This is a genomic window from Shewanella sp. SP2S2-6, from assembly GCF_031931965.1.
Taxonomy (GTDB): domain Bacteria; phylum Pseudomonadota; class Gammaproteobacteria; order Enterobacterales; family Shewanellaceae; genus Shewanella; species Shewanella baltica.
The window spans coordinates 44662-66928 of record NZ_JAUOEQ010000001.1 but is presented as its reverse complement, the minus strand read 5'-3'; the positions used below and the strand labels follow the sequence as shown (position 1 = coordinate 66928).

The window sequence follows — 22267 nt, the reverse complement described above, 5'->3', positions numbered from 1 at the left end:
TATCAGCTCGTTAATATCAGCCCCTTAACATGAGCCTCTAATGTCAGCGGGTTAAGATCAATGCCGTGGCTTGATAGCTTAATCTGGCCATTTGACCTTGATCTTGCAGTTCTAACTCATTGAGTTCGAATGGCGGCTGTAAACCCGAGGCTTGGATGAGCTTAGGATCTAACATCAGCTTTAACTTTGGCGAATCTGGGGTTAGCCAATTAGCCGCTTGGGTACGTAGAATCGCCACCTTTTGACCTTCGGCATTGGTGCCGGTTAACGTGCCACTTAAGCCAAAACGTCCCGCCTCGGCGACCGATAACTCAAAGTTGATTTGGTTAGGCAGGCCTTTATCCCAAACCGTAAGCACTTCGGGCTTGATGCTCGCCGAATTGACATAGGACTTAAAGACAGATTTGACCGTGCGCTGCACTGGGCGGCCATCGACTTGGGTTTGCACTGTAATTTCAACTTCACTGAAACCCGCATTGCTGCTCGAAAGTGCCACGCCTGCGGGGATCACCGCTTGCCATGTCTCACCTTGTTTTACCATCAAGAGTGGTTGCATATCGCCATCGGCTTGCTTGAGTGTTGCCTGCGGCACGAAGGTGTTATCACTTTGGCTGAGTGCGAGTTCAAGCCCAAGGGTTTGCGCATCAGCCGCGATAGCGGAGGAGGCTTTGACACTCAGTTGATAGGGCGAGCCTTTTTCCTTCACATTGACTAAGTAGTTTGCGCTTGGCGTTAACGGCTGACTGACCTGCAGGCGATATTGGCCCGGTGTGGCTTTCGCCGACATTTGCAGTGCGCTGGAATCATCGGTTAATCCTGCGCTAGCAAGGGCATCGGCGTTGGCCATCGATTTGACCAATGACTCATTAGTGTTTATCCCACTGCTGTTGGCCGCTTTGCCTTGGGGTGACTGATTAGGGCTAACGCGCTGAATTTGTACGCGCTCAGGGGCAATAGCCTCTGCATGCATTAAGGCGCCAGAACTGGTATCGCCCCGAGGCGCAATGCGCACTAGGCTCGACGCTTGGCTCATGGTGAGGCCCACGCCCGCATTAAGCTGAGCGCCGGTTACATTGACCCAATACTCGTCACTTTGGCTGGCTTGTTCAAGCTGCGGCGCGCTTGCCTGATACTCGCCATACAAAGGGGTGATAAAGCTAATGTAATCCGTACTGGTGTTAATGGGCGCCAGTGTTGGACTGGCAATATTGCTATCGACAAGATCGGTATTGCTCGGCGCGGCTAGGGTTAACCCTTTGGCGTACATAGGGCTGGCATTGGTTTTGGGATCTATGGGTGTGGCTTCGTCTTGGCAGGCTGTGAGCAGTCCGCTTAGCGCCAAGACACTGGCAAGTTTGCTGAGTGTATGCATCTTAGTGCTCCTTAAATGTGGTTGCGGATCAGCGTGTCTAAATTGAAACACGCACGGCGGCTCTGCTGATGGCTTAGGGGTTCTTGGCCACGGGTCTTTTGTTTATCGGTAAACCAGACTGTGCCAGCTGCCTTTTGCGAGCTGCAATTTAAGAAGCCGTCGGAGCAGCTATCGAGCCAGTTTTGAGTGGTTTCGAGCGCGACTTGGTATTGGTAACCCGCGCAGTAACTGTCGCTGTCCCAAATGGCGGAATCAACATCTGAGCCCACCACGACCTCGAAGGGTTTACCCAGCGATGGGCGACCTGCAGTGCCGTAGAGCATAGTGTTGTTGTAGTTTGCCATCCAACCCACTTGCTGTTGTTTCACCGCATTGCTGCCATAGCCTAAGAGCCAGCCTAAGCTGGTTTCGAACACATTACCTTGGTTCACCGCATCGGCCAGCGGCGTACCAGCACTGGATGGGGCGAGGGCGATAACCTTTGAGGTGGCGTTGATCACCGCAGGATAACGACTGTCCCACGTGGGGTTAGATAAAATCCACCGCACTACGTTGCCACCATTGGAGTGGGTCAGCAGAATTAAGTCGTCGATATTTTTGGCTTGGATAAAGCTATTGAGCTGGGTCGCCAGACAACCTGCGGCGCTTTCTTCCCACATATATTGGTCAAAGTCGCAGTTGATCACTGTGTAATTGTTTGGCACTGGGATGCCTTGGCGCACTGAGTTAACAAATTCGGGCGTCCAGTAATCGGCTAAGGCATTGGTCTGGTGACCCGTACCGTGGATAAAGGCAACTCCGGTTGCAGCTAATGTCGCTGGGCTGACAGCTAACAGACCCAAGAGCATGAGGGCTTTTTTGATCTTCATGGGTATATCTCGTGTTGTTGGTCTTGTTGATAGTGGCCGCGCAGTCCGTTGCGACTGTTTAGGGCAAATCGGTTAATGCTAAGGATTTGCCGTAATTTAGCGTTAAATCGGCTGACATGGCTCGGGTTATATGCGCCATAGGCGCGGGTTACTCACTTTGGGTAGAACATGATTTAAGGCCTGAATACGACGGGATAGGGTGAATGCGCTAGTTTAGGATGGCTGCCGATGTGATTGCCGTAACTTAGCCATTATCAACAGGACTTAACTCAAGCTTCTTAACCTAGACGCAACATTTTGAGCTGGCAAGTAAAAAAATCACCATACAATTGAATAGCATGGCAGTATTTTAAAGCATACGTTTTAATGTCAATATCGAGGGCGATAAGGTGATGATAAGCAATGACTAATAAATGGTACTGTGTTTTATGGTGTTTGAAATCATGGCTCGATTACGCAAAAGAATTTTCTGTGACATTGGCTTTGCGTTTGAGTTAATAGGTTTATCGTTCTGTATATAAAGGTTTTTTGGATAAATCTGTAAAACTTGCTTGTTCACTTTTGGGAGATCGACATCAGCTTAGTGCATTTACAGCGTAAACCGATTAGGCTGAGCTGAGTTAACGTAGTATCAACGTGATAAATACCCATACTGCCAAGAATGCACGCATTTATGATAAGTCAGCTATCAAGTCATTGATTGAACCATTGGTTGAATCACCAATAGAAACAACGATTCAAACAATGATTGAGCGATGCTGAAATACGAGATGTAATGCGACTTGGGCAGGATTAAAGAGATCAGGGAGAATAAGTTTGGCGATAGAACATAATGAGATGGTGAGCTGCTTAAGTGGATTGCAATGCCGCACTAATTTCACCATAAAAAACATTACCGAATACATGCTCCCAGACACTAAAGAGGCGTTCTATTTACACCTCGACGGTAAATCCCCGAACTTGATTATTCGGCCCGCATTTGAGGTTTTTTCTGGCGAACTCGCCACCATTGCAGGCGTGCATGCCAAATACGATTATTTCCACAATGCGGAGATGACTCGTTTTCCAAAGCGTTTGCATAAGAGTCTCACCGAAACCCACTATGGACTTGCCTTTAGCTTTGACACAGTCGAAGCCGTGCAGCAATTTGTCAGCCGTTTAGGTGCCATAGTCAAAGGTGCATAAATTTTAGTCTTGACGCTTTAGGGTTAAATTCCTCAATACCAATGAAAATGAGGAATTTAACTGCTGCCTTTTTACGCGGCGTTTCAGTATATTCATCAATAGATGAATTTTGCTGGAGCCTGCCATGTCGCTTATTCCCGGTCGTCCTAGGGGCGTCGTTCCATTTAGCGCCCAACCTGAATCACCGCCCATTCTCGGTCGTCCAAAGGGGAACTCAGACGCGCGTCAACGCTTAATAACCGCTGCCTTAAGTCTCTTTAGTCATCGTAGTTATCCTACTGTGTCTACCCGTGAAATCGCCCGCGAAGCCGAGGTCGATGCCGCACTTATCCGTTACTATTTTGGTTCGAAAGCGGGTTTGTTCGAACAAATGGTACGGGAAACCCTTGAGCCCGTATTAACCCGCTTACGCGAAATATCCGCGGCTGAAGCGCCGAATAATGTCGGCGAAATCATGCAGACCTACTATCGCGTTATGGCGCCCAACCCTGGCTTGCCACGGCTGATTATACGGGTATTGCAGGAGGGCGATGGCTCGGAACCCTATCGGATTATCTTGTCTGTATTTGAGCAAGTGTTAACTCTGTCGCGGCAATGGCTCGAATCCACCTTAGTTAATTCGGGATTATTAAAAGAGGGCGTCGACCCCGATTTAGCACGGCTAAGTTTTGTGAGTCTTATGGTATTTCCGCTTATTGCCCCGCCCGTATTAATGCGTCAGTTCGGCTTTTTTGATGCCGATGCTGCGCTTTTGCAGCGCTTAGCTCTGCACAATATGCAGGTTTTTACGCAGGGACTGTTATGTGAACCAAGGAGCCAATCATGAGCTCAACGAAAGGTTTAACGATGTTGAATGACCAAGATTTTAGTCGCAATCGTTTCAGTAAAAACAACTCAAGTAACAAAAGTTTAAGTAACAACAGTTTAAGTAGCAGCAAGTTAAGTAACAATAAGTTAACTAATCAAACCGCATTAGCTAAAAGAGTCGCGACAGGTGTCGTTTTAGGCTGTTTGCTGCTGCAGTTAGCGGCTTGCAGCCAAGAGTCGCCGAGCGTCCTTGGCACAGTCGAGCGTGACAGACTGACACTGACCGCGCCCGTGGGTGAGTTGATTACTCAGGTAAATGTGGTTGAAGGTCAGCAGGTTAAGGCGGGCGAAGTGCTACTCACGCTCGATTCGACCTCGGCCAATGCGCGCCTTGCCCTGCGTCAAGCCGAGCTTGAACAAGCCAAGGCTAAGCTGTCTGAGGCTGTGACTGGTGCGCGTTTAGAGGATATAGAACGCGCTAAGGCCGTGCTCGATGGGGCGAATGCCAGCGTGAAAGAAGCGCAGCGTGCGTTTGAGCGTACCAACCGTTTGTATGCCACTAAAGTGCTGAGCCAAGCGGATTTAGATACCGCCCGTGCGGCGCGGGATACCAGTTTAGCCAAGCAAGCCGAGGCGGAGCAAAGCCTGCGTCTATTAGAAAATGGCACCCGTAGTGAGCAGCTAGAACAAGCTAAAGCCGCGGTGGCCGCCGCCAGCGCCAGTGTCGCTATTGAACAAAAAGCCTTAGCCGACTTGAGCTTAGTGGCGGCGCGTGACGCCGTTGTCGATACGTTGCCTTGGCGAGTCGGCGATCGCATTGCCGCAGGCACTCAGTTGATTGGTTTGTTGGCGAGCGAGCATCCCTATGTGCGGGTTTATCTGCCCGCGACTTGGTTAGACAGAGTGAAGGCGGGTGATAAGGTCAATATCCGAGTGGATGGCCGCGAAATGCCGATTGCTGGCACTGTGCGTAATATCCGCAGTCAGCCCGCTTATACGCCGTTTTATGCGCTGAATGAGCGTGACCGAGCACGGTTGATGTATCTGACAGATATTACGATTTCTGCCGAGGGGCAGGATTTACCGACGGGCATGGCATTAGCCGTGGAGCTGCCATGAGCCACACCGACTTTGCTATCGAGACCCAAGGCATGACCCGCGCCTTTGGCGGCGTCAATGCGGTGGCAGACCTCGATCTCGCCATTCCTAAGGGAACCATTTATGGATTTCTTGGCCCCAATGGCTGCGGAAAGTCCACTTCAATTCGTATGTTGACTGGGCTGCTAAGTCCAACATCGGGGGAAATCCGCGTCTTGGGTGAAACCTTACCCGGCGCCGAGGAAAAACTGCGTCGCCGCATCGGCTATATGACGCAAAAATTCTCCCTGTACGACAATCTTTCTGTGCGGGAAAACTTAGAGTTTGTCGCGCAAATTTATGGTTTGAACCGCCGAGCCTCAAAGCTGCGGATAGCCGAGTTAGTCACGCTGTACGATTTAGTCGGCCGAGAAAAACAAATGGCGGGCTCCATGAGTGGCGGTCAGAAACAGCGTTTGGCATTAGCGGCGGCGACCTTGCATCACCCTGAATTGCTGTTTCTCGATGAGCCAACTTCAGCGGTCGATCCCGAGAATCGGCGCGAGTTTTGGGAGCGCTTATTCGATCTCTGCGCCCAAGGCACCACGATTCTTGTGTCGACCCACTATATGGATGAAGCCGAGCGTTGCCACGGTCTGGCGATTTTAGAGCGAGGGATAAAACGCGCCGACGGTTCACCCCAGCAGCTGATGGCGGCGATGGGCGCTCGGGTGGTTGAAATTTCAGGGGATGATTTACGCAATTTAAAGCAATCATTGATCAGCGAGTCAGCGGTTTTGTCGGCGGCGCAAATCGGCAGTCGTTTACGGGTGTTAGTGCGCAGCGATATTGAAGATCCGCTCGCTTGGCTTAAACCTCGGGTTGCCAGCCGGACGATGGAAGAAGTGCGCGCTAGCCTAGAGGATGTGTTTGTCACTTGCACCGGCGAGCGTTTGGCTGGGGTGTCCAAGGGAGCAACTAACCATGTGGCGTAGAATTTTTGCAATTGTCGTCAAAGAGTTGCGGCAATTGTCACGGGATCGTATGACCTTTGGCATGATAGTCATGATCCCGCTAGTGCAACTGATGTTGTTTGGTTATGCCATCAATACCGATGCGCGCCATCTGCCCGCGGGGCTGGTGAATTTGAGCGATTCTGCCTACAGCCGCTCATTGGTGCAGGCGGTAGAAGCGACGCAGGTGGTCGATTTCAAACAGCGTTATTTAAGTGCAGCCGAGGCAGAAGCGGCGATCACTCGCGGCGAAGTTAAAGCTGTGCTGTATTTGCCCGCCGATCTCGATGAGCGCTTAGTGCGTCACCCAAGCTTTGTGGGTCAGCAATATTTAGCTCAGCCTTATTTATCACAACCTGTCGGCCAATGGCTGGTGGACGGTTCTGATACGGTTGTCGCCTCAACCATTCGTAGCCTTAGGCAAATGCCGCTGGATGCAGTCGCAGGGAGAGTGCAAAAAGCCGTGATGCCGAGTTTTGAAGTGGTGCAATATTTCAACCCTGAGCAGCGCTCTGTGGTCAATATCGTACCCGGCCTGCTGGGCGTGATTTTGACTATGACCATGGTGATGTTCACCTCTGCCGCCATAGTGCGCGAGCGCGAGCAGGGCAATATGGAGTTTTTGATCACTACACCAGTACGGCCGCTGGAGTTGATGCTGGGTAAAATCGTGCCCTATGTGATCGTCGGCTTTGTGCAAGTGACCATTATCCTGAGCGCAGGGCATTTGTTGTTTGATGTGCCGATTCGTGGCGGGCTTGATTCCATCGCCCTTGCCGCTATGTTGTTCATTTGCGCTAGTTTAACTCTAGGATTAGTGATTTCGACCATAGCGAAAACCCAGTTGCAATCGATGCAAATGACGGTATTTATCCTGCTGCCATCGATTCTCTTGTCGGGGTTTATGTTCCCCTATGAGGCCATGCCCATCGCGGCGCAGTGGATTGCCGAAGCCTTACCCGCAACCCACTTTATGCGCATGTCACGGGCCATAGTGCTACGCGATGCTCAAGTGATGGATCTGCAATTTGATGCCCTGTGGATGATAGGTTTTACCTGTGTCGGGCTATTTATCGCCAGTATGAGATTCTCTAAGCGTCTAGATTAATATTGTTAACAGCATGCTGATAGCCGCATGACAGGCTATCAGCGACTGGGAATGAGGTTGTGCTAGCTTGGGCTGTGAATTATGATGCCGTTTTCCAAATCTAGGGTGAAACGGAGTTCAATTGGATATTCAATGGAAGCCAAAAACTTGGCTCGCAGTATTATTAGGTATATTTTTTCAGCCGTTTGTATTTTTATACGTTAATCAATTTAAATATTTTATTCGATATTGTATTGTTGCGCTGATTATAGCGGCCGTGGATGTATTTTTACACTCAAATTATTTCCCATTTAAATCGGGGAATATGGCTTGGCTTCAACATATTTACCTCTCTTGGTTATTTATTGTTATTTGTCCCATTCACGGGTTTATGATCGCCCATCGTTACGATATTACTCAACCCCGCCGCTGGTATGCTCGTTGGTGGATAGTGTTAGCAAGTTACGCTTTGATGATGTTGCCGCAGATTGTGTTACGAGGTTTTTTCTTTGAGCCTTTTAGTATTCCGGCCTCTTCCATGAAGCCGACGTTAGCGCCCGGCAATCATGTGTTGGTGAGCAAATATGGTTTTGGTAACTATCGATATCTAGGTTTTCAACTGGCTAAGTCGACGCCATCGGTCACACCCGCAAGAGGGGATATATTGGTATTTCAATACCCTGCAAACCCGAAAATTGACTATGTTAAACGTGTCATTGGTTTACCCGGCGATAGGATTATCTATCGTGATAAAACCATTTTTGTGCAGAAAGCCTGTGATGTATCGAGGGAAGCGTGTGCAGAATTGGACTCACAATACGAACGTATCGATAAAAATTTATTACCCGAGTTGAGCACTGAGACTCAAGCCGTTTACCAAGAGTCGCTGGATGACATTCACTATCAGGTATTATTACTCCGCCATCAGAAAGAACTGGTTGATCGCTATTATGTGCAGGAAAACACATTAAGGGGTGAATGGTTAGTTCCCGCTGGTCAGTATTTCGTCTTAGGTGATAACAGAGACAATAGCTTAGATAGTCGATATTTTGGGTTTATTCCTCAAGACTTGATTATTGGTAAAGTGATATATATTTGGTAAGGCTGAGTGCTGATGGGGATAACCTAATACGGGCTTATTGGTGTTATCCCTAATCAAACTGTTGCAAAGCATTTTAGCCAGAGGCTTTATTAACCTCTAGTGCCAAAATAGGTTGAATGTGTATTTTGAGATCCAATTAATAATCCAGAGTTTGATATAGCGCAAACTATAGATAAACAGTCGCGCTAAGCCATTGAAATCGATATTGCTTAATTAGGATATCCCTTACACTACCGCTAGGGCCATTGCCGCCATCATGCTTAGGGAAGGGAATTCATTATGCCTGCAATCATTTGTCATAGCGCGCTCGAAGCCGTTGCATTAATTCAAAGTGGCGAGACGCTGTGGACGCATTCCATGGGCGCCACGCCGCGTATCTTGCTCGATGCGTTGGCGCAGCACGCACTCACTAAAGACAATCTCACCTTATTACAATTACATACCGAAGGCGCTGAATCCTTAAGCCATCCGAGTTTACAGGGACATTTACGCCATCGGTGTTTTTTCGGTGGTCTGCCGACGCGGGCATTATTGCAAAGTGGTGATGCGGATTATGTGCCGATTTTCCTGTCTGAAGTGCCTAAGTTGTTTCGCTCCGGCGAGCAAAAAATTGATACTGCGATTATCCAAGTATCGCCGCCCGATAAGCACGGCATGTGTTCCTTAGGGATCTCGGTCGAAGCCACGCTTGCGGCCTGTCAAGTGGTGGGCAAGATCATCGCCCATATTAATCCACAAATGCCACGCACCCACGGCGATGGGTTTATCCATATCGACCGTTTTGCCGCTGTGTATGAAGAAAGTGCGGCCTTGCCGATCCATTCTTTTGGTACGGGCGATGCCGTGAGTCTGGCGATTGGCAAAAATGTCGCCCAATTGGTACGCGATGGCGATTGCCTGCAGATGGGCATAGGCGCAATCCCCGATGCTGTTTTATCTTGCTTAACCGACCATAAGGATTTGGGCGTTCACACTGAGCTATTTTCTGACGGCATATTACAACTGGTTGAAAAGGGCGTGATTAACAACAGCAAGAAGCGATTTTATCCGGGGAAATTAGTCACAGGTTTTGCCCTGGGGAGTCAAAAGTTATACGACTATGTTGATGATAATCCGGCGGTTATTTTTATGGACATAGAGCAAGTCAACGACACGTCCATTATCCGTAAAAACCCCAATGTAATGGCAATTAACTCGGCGCTGCAGGTCGACCTTTCTGGCCAAGTGTGCGCCGATTCGATTGGCACTAAAATCTATTCCGGCGTCGGCGGCCAGATGGATTTCATCCGCGGTGCAGGGTTATCCGAAGGTGGGCGCTCTGTAATTGCGCTGCCCAGCACGGCTGCGGGCGGCACAATTTCTCGCATCGCAAGCGTGTTATCACCCGGCGCGGGTGTCGTTACCACTCGGGCCCATGTGCATTATATTGTGACCGAATACGGCGCCGCTAATCTACGCGGCCGCAGCCTGCGCGAACGGGCACAAGCGCTGATCGCCATCGCTCACCCAGATTTTAGGGAACAACTGAGTCGTGATGCCTTTGAGGTGTGGGGATTAAATCTATAGCATTGTAAATCTTGGTGTTATGGCTTGCTGCCGAGTTTGCAGTGGTGCAAGCTCGTTTGAGCGTAAAGGGTTGGTTTTAATACGTCGTTTAATCGCGGAAAAGAGTCATTCGTCTGTCCCGATATGGTATAAACTCTCGGCGGGTTTGACCGACAGACTTATAAAGAAAGGCGTCAATGATTTAAATGGATGAGATTGAATTAAAAGCATATTTAACAGAGAGGGTGTTATCTTTTTGTACGCGCTGGAACAGTATCGAAAATACCCTCTATACCGAAAGAACTGCCGAAGAAGATAAGCTACGGCAGGAATTGCCAGTGGCTGAATGAGCAATTAGCGCCGTTATTTGACGATTTTTGCACCGAAAAACAGCGCGTTTACGGCGGAAAAGTGCGTAATTCCTTCGGGTTTCCTTCAAAATTTAATGGTTGCGATCATCCTCTTGAGGTGCAAGTCACTTTAAAAAATAAAAGCAGAGCCGAAATCTATATTAAAACCAGCACTAACTTCGAAGATGAGTATTTGTTTATTGCTCTCAAAAAAGCCGATGAATGGCGTATCGATAGCTATAAAAACCGTCGCTATGGTAATGAGAAATGGAGCGTACAAATCCTTTAATTCAGCTTAATCTCAATGCTTGACGTCAGTAAAAAATGACTAAAGCATTGAGTTTAGTAACGTCGGTTTAATTTAAGTGATGCACTGAGACACAAAAAATATTGTATAAATGGAACATCTTTATGCCATTAGATAATGCTCTTATTGCTCGAATCAAAGCCGAGACATTGCGGTTTACAACGGTTGAGGTTGAGCAATTTTTATTAGCTCATCCTGATAAAACCTTTCATGCCTTTGCTTTTGACACCCATGCCGAATACGCAGAATTAAATCTTTGTTTTAATACCGAGGCAGATTTTCAGCAGCGATTGGCCTATTACCAGTCTGGGAAATGGGCTGAGTCATACCAAAGCCCTGAGGCCATCCAAGAACTTAAATTCAATACAGGTGACTGGGAGTATCAATGTTTTAGTACATGTTACCTGCTTTCAGAGGATGAGTTGCAGACGATTCAACAGAGCTTACCCGAGGATGACTTTAGTGAGTGGGAGGAGATAGCACGGCAAATACGCGCAGTGTTTAACGAATGCCTAGTGCAGTTTACCCAAACTGAAGTCTATCAAGCGATCCCTAAAATCGATGGTTTTATGGCCTTTAGTATCGACCATGATGAAGATGTTGCTGATATGCTGGCTGATAGATTTTTATAGTTATTAAATTTAAAAAAAATTAAAATCAATATCTTATGCTTTTATTCGTCGGTCATGATATCCAATTGCACAGATTCTCCGATGACTTTGTTCAAGCCCTACACGGTTAACAATCATCACTTAAATCTATTCAACATAGGTTAATTGGGTATTGCGAGGGCATTTCAATCTACCTAAGCTATACAAAATAGCACCGCAGCTTTATTAAATTTAGTTGACTACTACACTCTTCATGATGAAAATACCGCGTTTTCTTCGAGATGATTTTGTATTTTATTGATATTATAGGTTTTTATGTTTGATATTAAATCTCGCTTAGCAAACAAATCGATTGGAGAATGGCATCAATGTATCGCATCCTTAGAAGACATACTTGATGTAGGCGTTGCACTTTGAGGAGCATGTGCTTCGACAACTTTTATCACCTCGCATCCATCAACACCAAAATACGATAGGTACCTGATTTATGGCTGATATGTTAGCCCAAGCAAAAGCCCGTCAATGTACCATCGCAATCGATGAACTTGTATATGATCCAGCCTCTCGCCAATTGAGCAAAAATGCTCAAGGAATTGAATTAGAACCTCGAAGCATAGAACTGCTTGAAGTCTTTTTACAGCAAACAGGTACTCCGATTGCGGCAGAAGACATTATCAGTCGGGTTTGGCAGAGCAATTATATTTCTAAAAATGTCCTGACTAATCGAATTAGTACGCTACGTGCCATTTTTAAAGAGAGCTCGCCTGAACTGGATGCAACTAAATTATTAGTGACTTATCCTAAAAAGGGTTACTACCTCAATGCGACGCGAGTTACTTTAATCGACAGCGCAGCTGATCTGATAGCACCATCGAAACCTGTTCAATCAAAGATAATGATTCATTTGGTTTATATGGGTCTGCTGATGATTGCGGGCTTTTTTATCTATCAACAGTCGCAAAAATTACCTATAATAGCGCCTGTTAATCCGCTCACCGCAACAACACGACAGGATGCTCATATCACTATTGCTGTGGTTGAATTGGTGCTAAACCGAATTCATGTCACCAATAGTGCTGCCAGTCCTTATGTTACAGCGATCAAAACCGCGTTACTTTCACAACTCGTCGCTTACCCCTATATCAATGTGCTTAATCAGGATGATCCAACCTATTTTTTAAGCCCGCTCAATGATAGTGAATATTGGCCTGGCGATGGCAACACCTTATTTTCGGACTACAAACTTAATTTGCGACTCGACAAAGCTCCTACATCCGATCAGCTTACTGCACGGGTTGAGTTGGTGTACCACAGCAGCGAAAAGCAAACGTATCGCGGTGAGTATATTCTCTCTACTGGCTCACTCGACCAAGATATACAAAAGATCACTGATGATTTGATTGATTATTTTAAGTTGCCAGTCATAGCCTCTGCCAATACAGAGCAAACTCATACCTTTATCAATCAAACTTTAGCGCAACAGCTAGATGCTGATAACCCCAGTATGTTTCAGGCCAATTATCTTGCCAGACGACTGTTGCTTGACCCAGAGCTCAAGTCTGATCAAATACAAACTTGGCTCAATCGTATCGACAAGTTGTTTCCTTTCCCGAGTGAAGAAACTGAAATTTGGCTGGGTCTGCTTGATTTTAGAATTGGAAATCATAAACGCGCACGTGAACGCTTGTTGAAGGGGCACTTCAATAATCAAATCGACAACGCATTTATTTATTTAGTGTTGTCAAATATTGCCCTTAAAGATGATAAACCTGAACTTTTCCGTTATTACTACCTTAAATCATTAGTCTCTTTGTCTTTAGTCGTACCGTCAAAAACGGTTTTTGAGCAGTTGTCCCGCGAGAAACTCACGAGTCAATGTTTAGGTGTGTGGGGCGTGTTATTCCAAGACAAAGCGCTTACCGCTGACATCCATTCTTGGGCAATGTTTGCTAATTATTGTGATACAGCCGCCCCATATCTTCCTAAAGCCTCTGCAAAAAGGTCGCAATGAAGCGACCTTTAAACTCTAATTAATGCTGCTTTGTCAGTAACCCTGCACCACCGACTGGATGGGCACCAGCAAGGTGATTGATGGCCATAATATCCTCGCCTTTGGCATCCTCAATAAAGCCTATCTTGATAGTTTGATTAGAAATAATTGCACGCACTAACTCTGCACTCGCACCTTGTTGTTGTAGGTATTGCTGACAAGGTACACTTTCTGAATCATTGATTTTTAAATCAAAATGCATAATAAGTCCCTGCTTTGCACTTACCGCCCCCACTGCGATACATTGTGGATTACCTTGCGCATCAGTCATTGATGCAGTCAATTGCACGGGAGCTGAACCATCACGGGTAAACTTGTACATATCATAGTCTAGTGGACTGCCATAAGCAGAGGGCGTTTCCCACTGACTTGGCAGTAAGCTTGTCATCAATGCCGCGGTTAAAGGTCTTGCTTTGACTTGGATTAATAGTGCCGATAACTGTGGGTTATCGTTAACACGCATCGTAAATCCTTTATCGGTGAACAGCGGTTCGATATTGTCGGCAAATTGATTGGCTTGCAATTGTGCTCTATGAGCATTCGATAGCGGAGTTAACCAAGTATCGCCACGCTCAATACTGGATTGCTCGATAGTGCACTTACCTAGTCCATCGCGGCTACAAAAGTTAACTTTGATATTATTGTCAAATGCGCTTAATTGGTTTGCTTTTGCATTGATGTTATACCAGTCTGCTGTAGTTTTTCCGACTTGCTTTACACTGGCTTGCAACTCTTGCTGAGAAGGATAGAGGTCGAGTGCAAAGCCAACACCTACATATTGGCTATAACCGTCGTTACCACGAATAAAATCGCCTTCGTCTTGTGCCAAGCTGAGCAAATAGATCCCTTCAGCATATCTACTTTTGGCTTTAGTGCCGCCATTCTCATCGGGCTTGGGTTTTGTACTGTTGTCTGTGCTTGAACCACCACATCCCATCAACACTGAACTTAACGCAGCAACGAGTAATACACAACGCAACATAAAACACCCTTAACAATAATGGCTAAGCTAGCCTTAACTTAAATTAAGTAACGACAACCGTTACAACTGCGGCGTAATTTAGGTATCGGTATAAAGGAGGTCAAAAAACAAAAGTGAATTAAATAATAATTTAATCTTAATTTTTATTTAATTTATTGATTTTTAATAGTAAAAATTAATTTTTGAACAGGCGTGATTTTGCAATGATGTGCTCGTGATATCGATACTTCTCTATACAACGGATGCCGCAATCACGCTCATAGCAGCATTTTTATGGCGAGTCACTGGATTGACTGCGCCTCATTAGCTTGGCTTATCGATAGCAATTGCAGCATTTATCCAATAGCAATGAAGCTATAGTTCGAAGCGTAAGGTTAATATTGTGGAATGCCTGAAAGCGTGAGACCAGCAATTTGCGCTAGGATTTCCCCATGCACTCTGCTAACAACTTAACAAAAAAGTCGCTGCCTTTGCGTTCGCAAAAGGCAATGTTACGTTCTGGGATGGTTTCGGGATCTGTGTAACTGGCGAGAGCGAGCTCCATGCTGGCTTCGCGGATGATGTGCAGGGTTGGGTAGGGCGCGCGGTTGGTGAAGTTGGCTGCCCCGTCCTGTGGTTCGCCATCGAAACAATAGTCTGGGTGGAAGGTGGCGAGTTGATATGTGCCTTCGTACTCGTGTTCGATAAGCGTATCGGTTGCCATGTCGACGAGGTCGAGATAGGCATAAAAGCCCTCAAAACCTCGGGGCAGAATAAACAGCGTGGTTTCGGCTTCTGGGTGGGCGTCGAGGTATTGGCACTCTTCAATCAATGCCTTAAGCACGAGTTTGACTTTGGTTTGTTCCACCACCAGATACCGAATACTGCCGCGCTCGACTTCTTGTCTGGCGAAGGGGCAAATATTGTATTTCATGATCACTTTTTTGACCCAGTTGTCGGTTTGTTCAATGATCATGTCGATTTCGTTCATGGTGGTCGTGGCTCGTGCTGACAAAAGTTAGGGGGCGATCATAGGGATGATAGACGCCACAAGCAAGATTGCCATAGTGATATTGAAGATCTTCTGTTGGCGCTCATTTTTTAAAATGCGCTTAAGGGCAACGCCAAAACCGAGCCACACAATGGCGCAGGGGAAGGCGACACATAAAAATACCGTTGCGATAGTAATCACTTGCGGAGTTAAATCTTGCTGCACTGACGTGAATGTTGCAATTGCGCCCACCGCCATGATCCAGCCCTTAGGATTCACCCATTGAAACGCTGCGGCTTGAATAAAACTAAAGGGTTTGGCAATGGCTTTGCCTTCCATCTTGCTACTGCTGTTGGCGATTAGCCAAGACAGATACAAAAGGTAACCTATACCGACGACTTTAATCACTTGATGGATGATAGGATAGCTTTGGAAGAGCGCGCTTAAGCCCAAGCCGATCGCGAGGATCATAGTTGGGAAGCCAAGGCTTATTCCCAGCAGATGCGGAATACTGCGTTTCACGCCAAAGTTAACCCCTGAGGTCATCAGCATAATGTTGTTCGGCCCTGGGGTGATCCCCGATGAGAAGGCGAATAGCGCGATAGCGAGTATTAACTCCATGGATAGAACTCACACCTTTTGTTGTCGTTTTTGGCATTATGATAGGGAAATCTACCTCGAATTTACGTGCCGAAGTATGACTATCACTGACGTTAAGCGAAGCATTCTAGCGGGTAAACGGAACCGCGCCTATACGCAGGGTGGGCTTTATAAGTAACAAATCATAACGAATTGGACCGGGGTGATTGTCTTACCGTAGTCCTTGTCAATAAGCACGATTTAACACCATGATGCATATAGACTTTCAGTCTGAGAAATAGCAACTATCCTTAAGCTGTAAAAATCGCAATAAGGGAAAGATCATGTATTTACCACAGAAAATTGGGCGTTTATTGACGCTTTTAACCATCAGTTTGGCCGTGTTGACGGCCTGTGTGAGTGTGGAGGATTCGCAGGTGTTGCGAACCACAGTCGTGACTTCGGGAGATTTGAGCCAATTACCGCCGAGCGCCATGACCTACAGTTGGCATCCCACTTTACAGAAAATCTTTGTTGATCCTAGGCTCGATAAACAGCAAGTCCAGCAACATATGCAGGATACCCTTAAAAAGGTGCTACTGACGAAAGGGTATCGCTGGGTAGAAGATACGCAACTCGCTGACTTCCAAGTAGGTTTTGGGGTTGCCATGGGTACACAAATGTCTGACGAGCAGATATTGGCCGCTGCAGGCTTAGTGCCGGGTCTGTCAAACCAAGGTGTGGATCCTAAAAAATACGATAAGGGTTCAGTACTCATTAGCCTTTTTAAGCCGACAGCGATCGTGGGGCAATCTTCTGAAATGGTATGGCGAGTCCTTGCCCAAGGCTTTGCCAACATTAAAGATATGGATGAAGTCAAAACCCGCTTCGATGGTTTAATCGATGAAATGTTGTCAGCGCTGCCCGTCACCCATGCGGTGCAATAATGCCGTCAACTAGGCGCAATCATAAGGCGAGTGAGATACTCGCTTTATTCTTTTAGTGATCATAGTTTAGGCTGTAACAAGCATAAACAGGACGATTTACCGTCCTGTTTATAGGACTTAGTCTGACGTCCGGTTAGCACTTATAAAGGGAGATTATTATGGCGCAAAGTATCTTTGTTAATTTGGCAGTCGAGAGCGTTCAGGATTCACGCGCTTTCTACTCAGGTCTTGGTTTTGGCATCAATGAGCAATACAGCAATGAGCAGGCTGCCTGCGTCGTCATTGCGGACAATATTTATGTGATGCTGCTGGCTAAGCCTTTTTTCTCTGGTTTTACCGATAAGGTGATTGCGGATGCTCATACCACGACAGAAGTGCTCAATTGCCTAGACTGCGACAGTCGAGAGCGTGTCGATCACTTGGTTAAGCTTGCCGAGCAGCATGATGGCAAAGCCTATCGTCAAGCGCAAGAGCAAGGATTTATGTATGGCCATGCGTTTGAAGATCCCGATGGGCATATCTGGGAACTTGTTCATATGGAAGCGCAAGGTTAGTGCATCCTCTTGCACATTCCTCTAAACCAAGCTTGTCCAATAATAGCGCGCATTGCGTGAGACCTAAGCTGTACGCAAGGCAGCGCGCCTATGTTTAATTAACCAGCCTATCTTAAGCTGGCTTATTCCCTCGGTTGGAAATATGAGTCTCAAGAAATTCCTTTATAAAATCAAAATCATCCACATTTATTTCCCTAGGCGTGAACGACACTTGGCCGGAAATGTGGGCAAAGTTGATCGTGAAGCTACGTATGCCTCTGCGTTTTGAGTATTTTGTACTGGCAATGTCATCCAAAGGGACAAACTGCTGCTTCATCTCAAAAAGATGAAATTCGGCATCGTAAACATGAAAAACGAGGCCTTCTTGATAGATATCAATGTAATAGCCATCTGGCCCCGCTTCGGCTAATTTCCTTTGTTCATTTTTAGCGGCTTTGCCTAGTCTTATCGATTCAGAAATGATCATGAAGACGAAGAAAAATGCCACCACAACGGCTAAAACGACAACAATAGTAAATCCTATATCCCATGGTTCTGTCGAAAGCGATGCAGTCAGTTCCTTCCAAGGACCGCTTGCTATTATCAGCGGGATTATCAAGAGCAAAAATATTCCAGATTGCTTACTACGTAATTTTTGTTGGAATGCACAGCGACGGATAAAATGTTGAGGTCCTTGTTTCATCAAAAATATTCCATATAAAGATGTTTTTTACTTTGGGGAAGCCAAGCGCCACTTTCATCCATACGGAGGCAAGGCTCGAGTTCCTCGGGGTAATAACGAGACGGCGGCAATCAATTAACCTATGCTCTGGCACAGTTTCAATGCTTCAGCATGAGCATGCCGAGGTTTCGCTATCAGTGTGTTGATAACCATGACAGATAGCAACACACTGAATTGAATAAAAATGAAGTTATATTAGCTCCACGCTCACTTCATAGGCAGTGAATTTACGAATGTTAATCACACCGGTATCGAAGATCAGATACTGACCTTTAATCCCCTGTAAAATCCCGCTTACCACCTCATTTTTATCGAAGTTGTGGGAAGTGATCTTTTTCGGAAAGGTGTCGATGGGATAGTGAATTGACTGAATCGTTTCATCTAAACGCTCGATACTGTAATCGCCTTTTTGCATGCCGATTTCGTGCAACTTAGCCTCAATTTGCGGGATCAGTTCTGCAGCTTTAGCATTTAAATCGATATCATCGGCGTGGCCCTTGAGCATCGCTTGCCAATGGGTTTTATCGTTCACCAGTTTGGCCAATTCTACTTCTACTAAGCCTGAGAGTTGCCTTGTTGACACTTTAAAAATCGGCAAACCTTGGGTGGCACCTTGGTCAATCCAACGGGTGGGCAGTTGAGTGTGGCGGGTAATGCCGACTTTAACGCCCGAAGTATTCGACAGATATACATAATGCGGCACAAAACAGTGGCTCTGGGCCCACTCTGGTTCGCGGCAAGTGCCTTGGTCGTAATGACAAGTTTCCGGCTTCATGATGCACATATCGCAACTCGCCAACTTTTGCATACAGACAAAACAATGGCCCTGCGAGTAACTCTTCTTGCTCTTTTTACCGCAGTTGCAGCAGAAGATATTGCCCGTGTGGGTCAAAGTTAATTGCTTGCCTATCAATGGATTAAGCGGGAGTAACTTATCACCGACAACGAGTTGATATTGCACTTGTTGCGCGTCATCTAACTGTACGCGCATCTTCTTTAGCGTTCCTAACATGGTAATCCTAATGTGTTGCGTTCTGGTGCAGCTTAGTCGCTCATCATGCGGTCTAGTGCACGCTTTCGTTATATCGTCATTGCTTGGCTGTCAGTATACAAGATTATCAAAGTCAGTTTAGATAGGATTTTTTGCTAAGTGAGTTTTTGTAAACTGTACTCAACTCCATCATCTTAATCAGACTTTTTGAGGGTAATGATTTGAGTCTTATGATGAAAACCAGTAAGTTACCCAGCATTACAAATGGAGGTGTACTTATGCGATTGGTTTTAGTGCTGATGTTTTTCTTTTCAACGGCTGTCTTCGCACAGACGGATAAGACGGTAATTCATTCAGAAATATTGAATGATGACATCAACTTACAAATCCATTTGCCAGATACCTATGCGCATTCCAACGATTTTAACTATCCGGTATTAATCGTATTAGATGGCTCGACCCAATTTGAGCATGTGGCGGCGAATGTCGGCTTTTTAAGTACTTATGCCATTATTCCGGAAATGATCACCGTTGGCGTGAGTTCGAATCAACGGATGAAGTATTTCACGCCGACTCGAATCGCTAAATTTAAAGACAACTCCGGTGATGCTGAACAGTTCAGGCAATTTTTAGAGCAAGAGCTACTCAGCGAATTAGGCAAAAAATACCGCACCTCGGATTATCAAATACTTACGGGCCATTCCTTAGCTGGGCTGTTTACGAGTTATGTGGCTTTGACGCCAAATAGCCAATTTGACGCGGTGATTTCAATCAGTCCCAGTTTATGGTGGGACAGTGATTGGCTAGTGCTTAAGTCGGCCGAGTTATTACACGTTAAGCGTGCAAAACCACTACGCTGGTTTTTGAGTATGGCAAGTGAACCCAATGAAATGGCAAGCGCGTTTGCGGCGCAAATTAAGCAGTTGCAAGACGGCTTAGGTGCAAACTCAACGGGTAACGCATCAAAGCAACTGCATTGGTTTTACAAACACTTCCCCGATGAAACCCACGACAGTACGCCGCTGGTTGGCAATATTGAGGCATTAAAGACCCTTTTTACCGGTTGGAATGCTGTGCCTGAAATTGCCGTTATGCCACTCAAGGACATAAAACACTTCTATCGACAAAAGAGCGCTGAGTTCGGCTATGAATTTCCACTCTTTGCTCAGCAATATAATGTTTATGGACTCAAAGCCACTTATGAACAAAAAACGGCTTGGGGCGTTGAAATTCTTGAAGAAGGGACGCGCATGTTCCCCAATTCAGAGGTGTTGTGGGACAGTTTAGCGACCGCCTATGATCTGGATGGGCAGCTTGAGCAGGCGATTAAAGCCTCCGATAAAGCCGTGCTACTGGCAAAACAAACGGATTCCGTGTTTTTAAATGAGATCCTCAGTCAAGCTAAACACTTGCAGTTGCGAGCGAAAAAGTAACCGCTCCAAGAGAGGGCTTAACTACAAAGTTGCAACATGTTTGGACAAGTCTCACGCCGCTAGGTAATCTTGTGATCTTTTTGATTACTGAGAATTTATCTTGCCTGCCAACCTGTTATTACTGCTTGCCGCCGCGATTTGGGGCTTTGGATTTGTTGCCCAAACCTTAGGCATGGAACATCTTTCCCCCTTTGCGTTTAATGGTATTCGCTTTTTAATGGGGACGTTTAGTTTAGTGCCTTTGGTGTGGTACTTGCGTCGGCAAAATAAGCTGCATGTGAGTGCGCCTAAGGATTTAGTGCGCGGCAGTTTGCTGGTCGGGGTTTTACTGTTTGCGGGCGCGTCATTTCAACAGGTCGGTTTGCAATACACCACAGCAGCGAACGCGGGTTTTATCACTGGTCTATATATAGTGTTAGTGCCTGTGCTTGGGTTAGCGCTAAAACATACAACAGGCTTGAATACTTGGCTTGGCTGCGCGATTGCCGCAGTCGGTTTGTATTTTTTAAGCGTTAAAGATGGTATGAGCATAGGTTATGGCGATGCCTTGCAGTTGGTGGGCGCCTTGTTTTGGGCATTGCACATTCTGGCGGTGGATCATTTTGCCAAGCGGATTTCGCCCGTGGTGTTAGCCATGATGCAGTTTTTTGTCTGCGGCGTGCTGAGTTTGATGGTGTCGGCAGTGATTGAAGTCACCACGCTCGATGGTGTGATGGCGGCTTGGGGTTCACTCTTCTATGCTGGGCTGATTTCGGTGGGGATTGCTTATACCTTGCAAGTGTTAGCACAGAAAAATGCGCATCCAGCCCATGCGGCGATTATCCTCAGTTTAGAAACGGTATTTGCGGCCATTGGTGGCATTATCTTCCTCGATGAGAGTTTGAGTGTGCGGGCATTATTCGGCTGTGGCTTGATGTTATTGGGGATGTTGATCTCCCAAGTGCCGCTGCGTTACTTAGTCAAATCTCGGCATCAAAAAGTGACTTAAACAAAAAACGCCGCTGGCATCTGCTTAGCGGCGTTTGTATTTTTAGCATCTTCAAATCGTTTTTAAGTGCCATTTAAGTGCTGTTTGAAAGTGCTATGGCAAATGCACGCTCTAAATGTGCCGAGTGTGATAAGTGTTAGCTCGTCGTAAAGGTTAACGGCTTAATCTATCGAGCACGAGATCATCACCCAGGGCATAGAGGGATGCTAACAGTTGCTCTTCTTGGGCGAGATCTGTGAGTCCAAGGCCGATAGTCGCCCGAAACAGAGCGATACCTGTGTGGCCAGCGGTTTCATATTGGCTACTAAACTGCTCGATATTGATGCCAAGGGCGTTGATCTTATTTGAGATATCGAGCACGAGTCCGGGTCTGTCGTAGGCCACTAGGCTGTAGCTTAAACGTTTGATGGGCTTAAGGGCGACCGAGGTTTTGGCGTAGGTGAGGGTAAGGCTATCGATGCACTCCAGCGCCTCAATGAGTTCGTCCATACGCAAGGAAGGCACTTCGAGCAGCAGAATGGCGGCAAAGATACCGTCGATATGGCGTAATTCTGAGTCGAGCCAGTTGCCGCCGTGGCGGCTCACTGCATGGGCGATTTGTTCTACTAATCCTTTTCTATCAGGTGCTTGTAGTGTGATTAAATATCGTAGCATAGTGACTGACTCCTATTTTTTGTAAAAGGCACCTGTTTTAAAACGGGGTGTAACACAACTGTCATCTTTGCGT

Annotated in this window: 23 protein-coding genes; 15 read left to right on the top strand and 8 right to left on the bottom strand. The window is 46.5% G+C overall.

Annotated features, from left to right (window positions below; translation table 11 throughout):
• Positions 1-43: 43 nt before the first annotated feature.
• Both Q4Q57_RS00310 and Q4Q57_RS00305 read right to left on the bottom strand, forming a co-directional pair.
• Positions 44-1372 carry a DUF4785 domain-containing protein gene (locus tag Q4Q57_RS00310; protein WP_311889212.1) on the bottom strand — a complete coding sequence of 443 codons (1329 nt, stop codon included), beginning with the start codon at positions 1370-1372 and terminating at the stop codon, positions 44-46.
• A gap of 11 nt (positions 1373-1383) precedes the next feature.
• Positions 1384-2241, bottom strand: coding sequence for a hypothetical protein (locus Q4Q57_RS00305; RefSeq protein ID WP_006085294.1), 858 nt, complete (start codon positions 2239-2241; stop codon positions 1384-1386).
• Positions 2242-3078: 837 nt separating this feature from the next.
• On the opposite strand from Q4Q57_RS00305, the gene Q4Q57_RS00300 reads away from it, so the two are divergent.
• The 11 genes from Q4Q57_RS00300 to Q4Q57_RS00250 all read left to right on the top strand — a co-directional run bounded on the left by Q4Q57_RS00300 (position 3079) and on the right by Q4Q57_RS00250 (position 13336).
• Positions 3079-3426 (top strand): hypothetical protein, encoded by a 348-nt coding sequence (locus tag Q4Q57_RS00300; RefSeq protein WP_011846399.1) that lies wholly within the window; start codon positions 3079-3081, stop codon positions 3424-3426.
• A gap of 124 nt (positions 3427-3550) precedes the next feature.
• Positions 3551-4252: a TetR/AcrR family transcriptional regulator gene (locus tag Q4Q57_RS00295; protein WP_006085296.1), complete on the top strand. Its 702-nt coding sequence runs from the start codon at positions 3551-3553 to the stop codon at positions 4250-4252.
• Positions 4249-5352 (top strand): HlyD family efflux transporter periplasmic adaptor subunit, encoded by a 1104-nt coding sequence (locus Q4Q57_RS00290; RefSeq protein WP_311889211.1) that lies wholly within the window; start codon positions 4249-4251, stop codon positions 5350-5352. The genes Q4Q57_RS00295 and Q4Q57_RS00290 overlap by 4 nt, the downstream gene beginning before the upstream one ends.
• The gene (locus Q4Q57_RS00285; protein ID WP_311889210.1) at positions 5349-6305 is read left to right on the top strand and encodes an ABC transporter ATP-binding protein; all 957 of its coding nucleotides are present in this window, start codon (positions 5349-5351) and stop codon (positions 6303-6305) included. The genes Q4Q57_RS00290 and Q4Q57_RS00285 overlap by 4 nt, the downstream gene beginning before the upstream one ends.
• Positions 6295-7431 carry an ABC transporter permease gene (locus Q4Q57_RS00280; protein ID WP_311889208.1) on the top strand — a complete coding sequence of 379 codons (1137 nt, stop codon included), beginning with the start codon at positions 6295-6297 and terminating at the stop codon, positions 7429-7431. Before Q4Q57_RS00285 ends, Q4Q57_RS00280 begins: the two co-directional genes overlap by 11 nt.
• A gap of 304 nt (positions 7432-7735) precedes the next feature.
• A complete protein-coding gene (lepB, locus tag Q4Q57_RS00275) occupies positions 7736-8512 on the top strand; it encodes a signal peptidase I (protein ID WP_311889206.1) in 777 nt (258 codons plus the stop codon).
• A gap of 279 nt (positions 8513-8791) precedes the next feature.
• Positions 8792-10078: an acetyl-CoA hydrolase/transferase C-terminal domain-containing protein gene (locus Q4Q57_RS00270; protein WP_311889205.1), complete on the top strand. Its 1287-nt coding sequence runs from the start codon at positions 8792-8794 to the stop codon at positions 10076-10078.
• 185 nt (positions 10079-10263) lie between these two features.
• Positions 10264-10407 (top strand): hypothetical protein, encoded by a 144-nt coding sequence (locus Q4Q57_RS00265; RefSeq protein WP_261273799.1) that lies wholly within the window; start codon positions 10264-10266, stop codon positions 10405-10407.
• Complete coding sequence (locus Q4Q57_RS00260) at positions 10340-10696, top strand: NTF2 fold immunity protein (RefSeq protein WP_311889478.1); 357 nt, start codon at positions 10340-10342, stop codon at positions 10694-10696. Before Q4Q57_RS00265 ends, Q4Q57_RS00260 begins: the two co-directional genes overlap by 68 nt.
• A gap of 122 nt (positions 10697-10818) precedes the next feature.
• Entirely contained in the window at positions 10819-11346 is a 528-nt protein-coding gene (locus Q4Q57_RS00255) for a DUF4303 domain-containing protein (RefSeq protein ID WP_259563265.1), read from the top strand.
• A gap of 466 nt (positions 11347-11812) precedes the next feature.
• Complete coding sequence (locus Q4Q57_RS00250) at positions 11813-13336, top strand: winged helix-turn-helix domain-containing protein (RefSeq protein ID WP_311889204.1); 1524 nt, start codon at positions 11813-11815, stop codon at positions 13334-13336.
• A gap of 19 nt (positions 13337-13355) precedes the next feature.
• On the opposite strand, the gene Q4Q57_RS00245 is transcribed toward Q4Q57_RS00250, so the two are convergent.
• The 3 genes from Q4Q57_RS00245 to Q4Q57_RS00235 form a co-directional block, all read right to left on the bottom strand.
• Positions 13356-14357: a hypothetical protein gene (locus tag Q4Q57_RS00245; RefSeq protein ID WP_311889203.1), complete on the bottom strand. Its 1002-nt coding sequence runs from the start codon at positions 14355-14357 to the stop codon at positions 13356-13358.
• Between the two features lie 418 nt (positions 14358-14775).
• Entirely contained in the window at positions 14776-15327 is a 552-nt protein-coding gene (locus tag Q4Q57_RS00240; protein WP_259563268.1) for a DUF1415 domain-containing protein, read from the bottom strand.
• 27 nt (positions 15328-15354) lie between these two features.
• The gene (locus Q4Q57_RS00235; RefSeq protein WP_311889201.1) at positions 15355-15948 is read right to left on the bottom strand and encodes a LysE family translocator; all 594 of its coding nucleotides are present in this window, start codon (positions 15946-15948) and stop codon (positions 15355-15357) included.
• A 302-nt stretch (positions 15949-16250) separates the two neighbouring features.
• Here Q4Q57_RS00235 and Q4Q57_RS00230 point away from each other — a divergent pair, with 302 nt between their 5' ends.
• Both Q4Q57_RS00230 and Q4Q57_RS00225 read left to right on the top strand, forming a co-directional pair.
• Positions 16251-16853 carry a DUF4136 domain-containing protein gene (locus Q4Q57_RS00230; protein WP_220777320.1) on the top strand — a complete coding sequence of 201 codons (603 nt, stop codon included), beginning with the start codon at positions 16251-16253 and terminating at the stop codon, positions 16851-16853.
• A 158-nt stretch (positions 16854-17011) separates the two neighbouring features.
• Positions 17012-17407: a VOC family protein gene (locus Q4Q57_RS00225; RefSeq protein WP_261273805.1), complete on the top strand. Its 396-nt coding sequence runs from the start codon at positions 17012-17014 to the stop codon at positions 17405-17407.
• Positions 17408-17519: 112 nt separating this feature from the next.
• Here Q4Q57_RS00225 and Q4Q57_RS00220 read toward each other — a convergent pair whose 3' ends face one another.
• Both Q4Q57_RS00220 and Q4Q57_RS00215 read right to left on the bottom strand, forming a co-directional pair.
• Positions 17520-18089, bottom strand: coding sequence for a hypothetical protein (locus tag Q4Q57_RS00220; RefSeq protein ID WP_311889196.1), 570 nt, complete (start codon positions 18087-18089; stop codon positions 17520-17522).
• Positions 18090-18318: 229 nt separating this feature from the next.
• The gene (locus Q4Q57_RS00215; RefSeq protein WP_311889195.1) at positions 18319-19140 is read right to left on the bottom strand and encodes a DUF2797 domain-containing protein; all 822 of its coding nucleotides are present in this window, start codon (positions 19138-19140) and stop codon (positions 18319-18321) included.
• Between the two features lie 257 nt (positions 19141-19397).
• Between Q4Q57_RS00215 and Q4Q57_RS00210 the strand changes: the two genes are divergently transcribed.
• Positions 19398-20552, top strand: coding sequence for an alpha/beta hydrolase-fold protein (locus Q4Q57_RS00210; protein ID WP_311889193.1), 1155 nt, complete (start codon positions 19398-19400; stop codon positions 20550-20552).
• A 100-nt stretch (positions 20553-20652) separates the two neighbouring features.
• A complete protein-coding gene (locus Q4Q57_RS00205; RefSeq protein ID WP_012088774.1) occupies positions 20653-21540 on the top strand; it encodes a DMT family transporter in 888 nt (295 codons plus the stop codon).
• 153 nt (positions 21541-21693) lie between these two features.
• Here the strand turns inward: Q4Q57_RS00205 and Q4Q57_RS00200 are convergent, their stop codons facing one another.
• Positions 21694-22194, bottom strand: coding sequence for an ACT domain-containing protein (locus Q4Q57_RS00200; protein WP_311889191.1), 501 nt, complete (start codon positions 22192-22194; stop codon positions 21694-21696).
• Positions 22195-22267 lie beyond the last annotated feature (73 nt).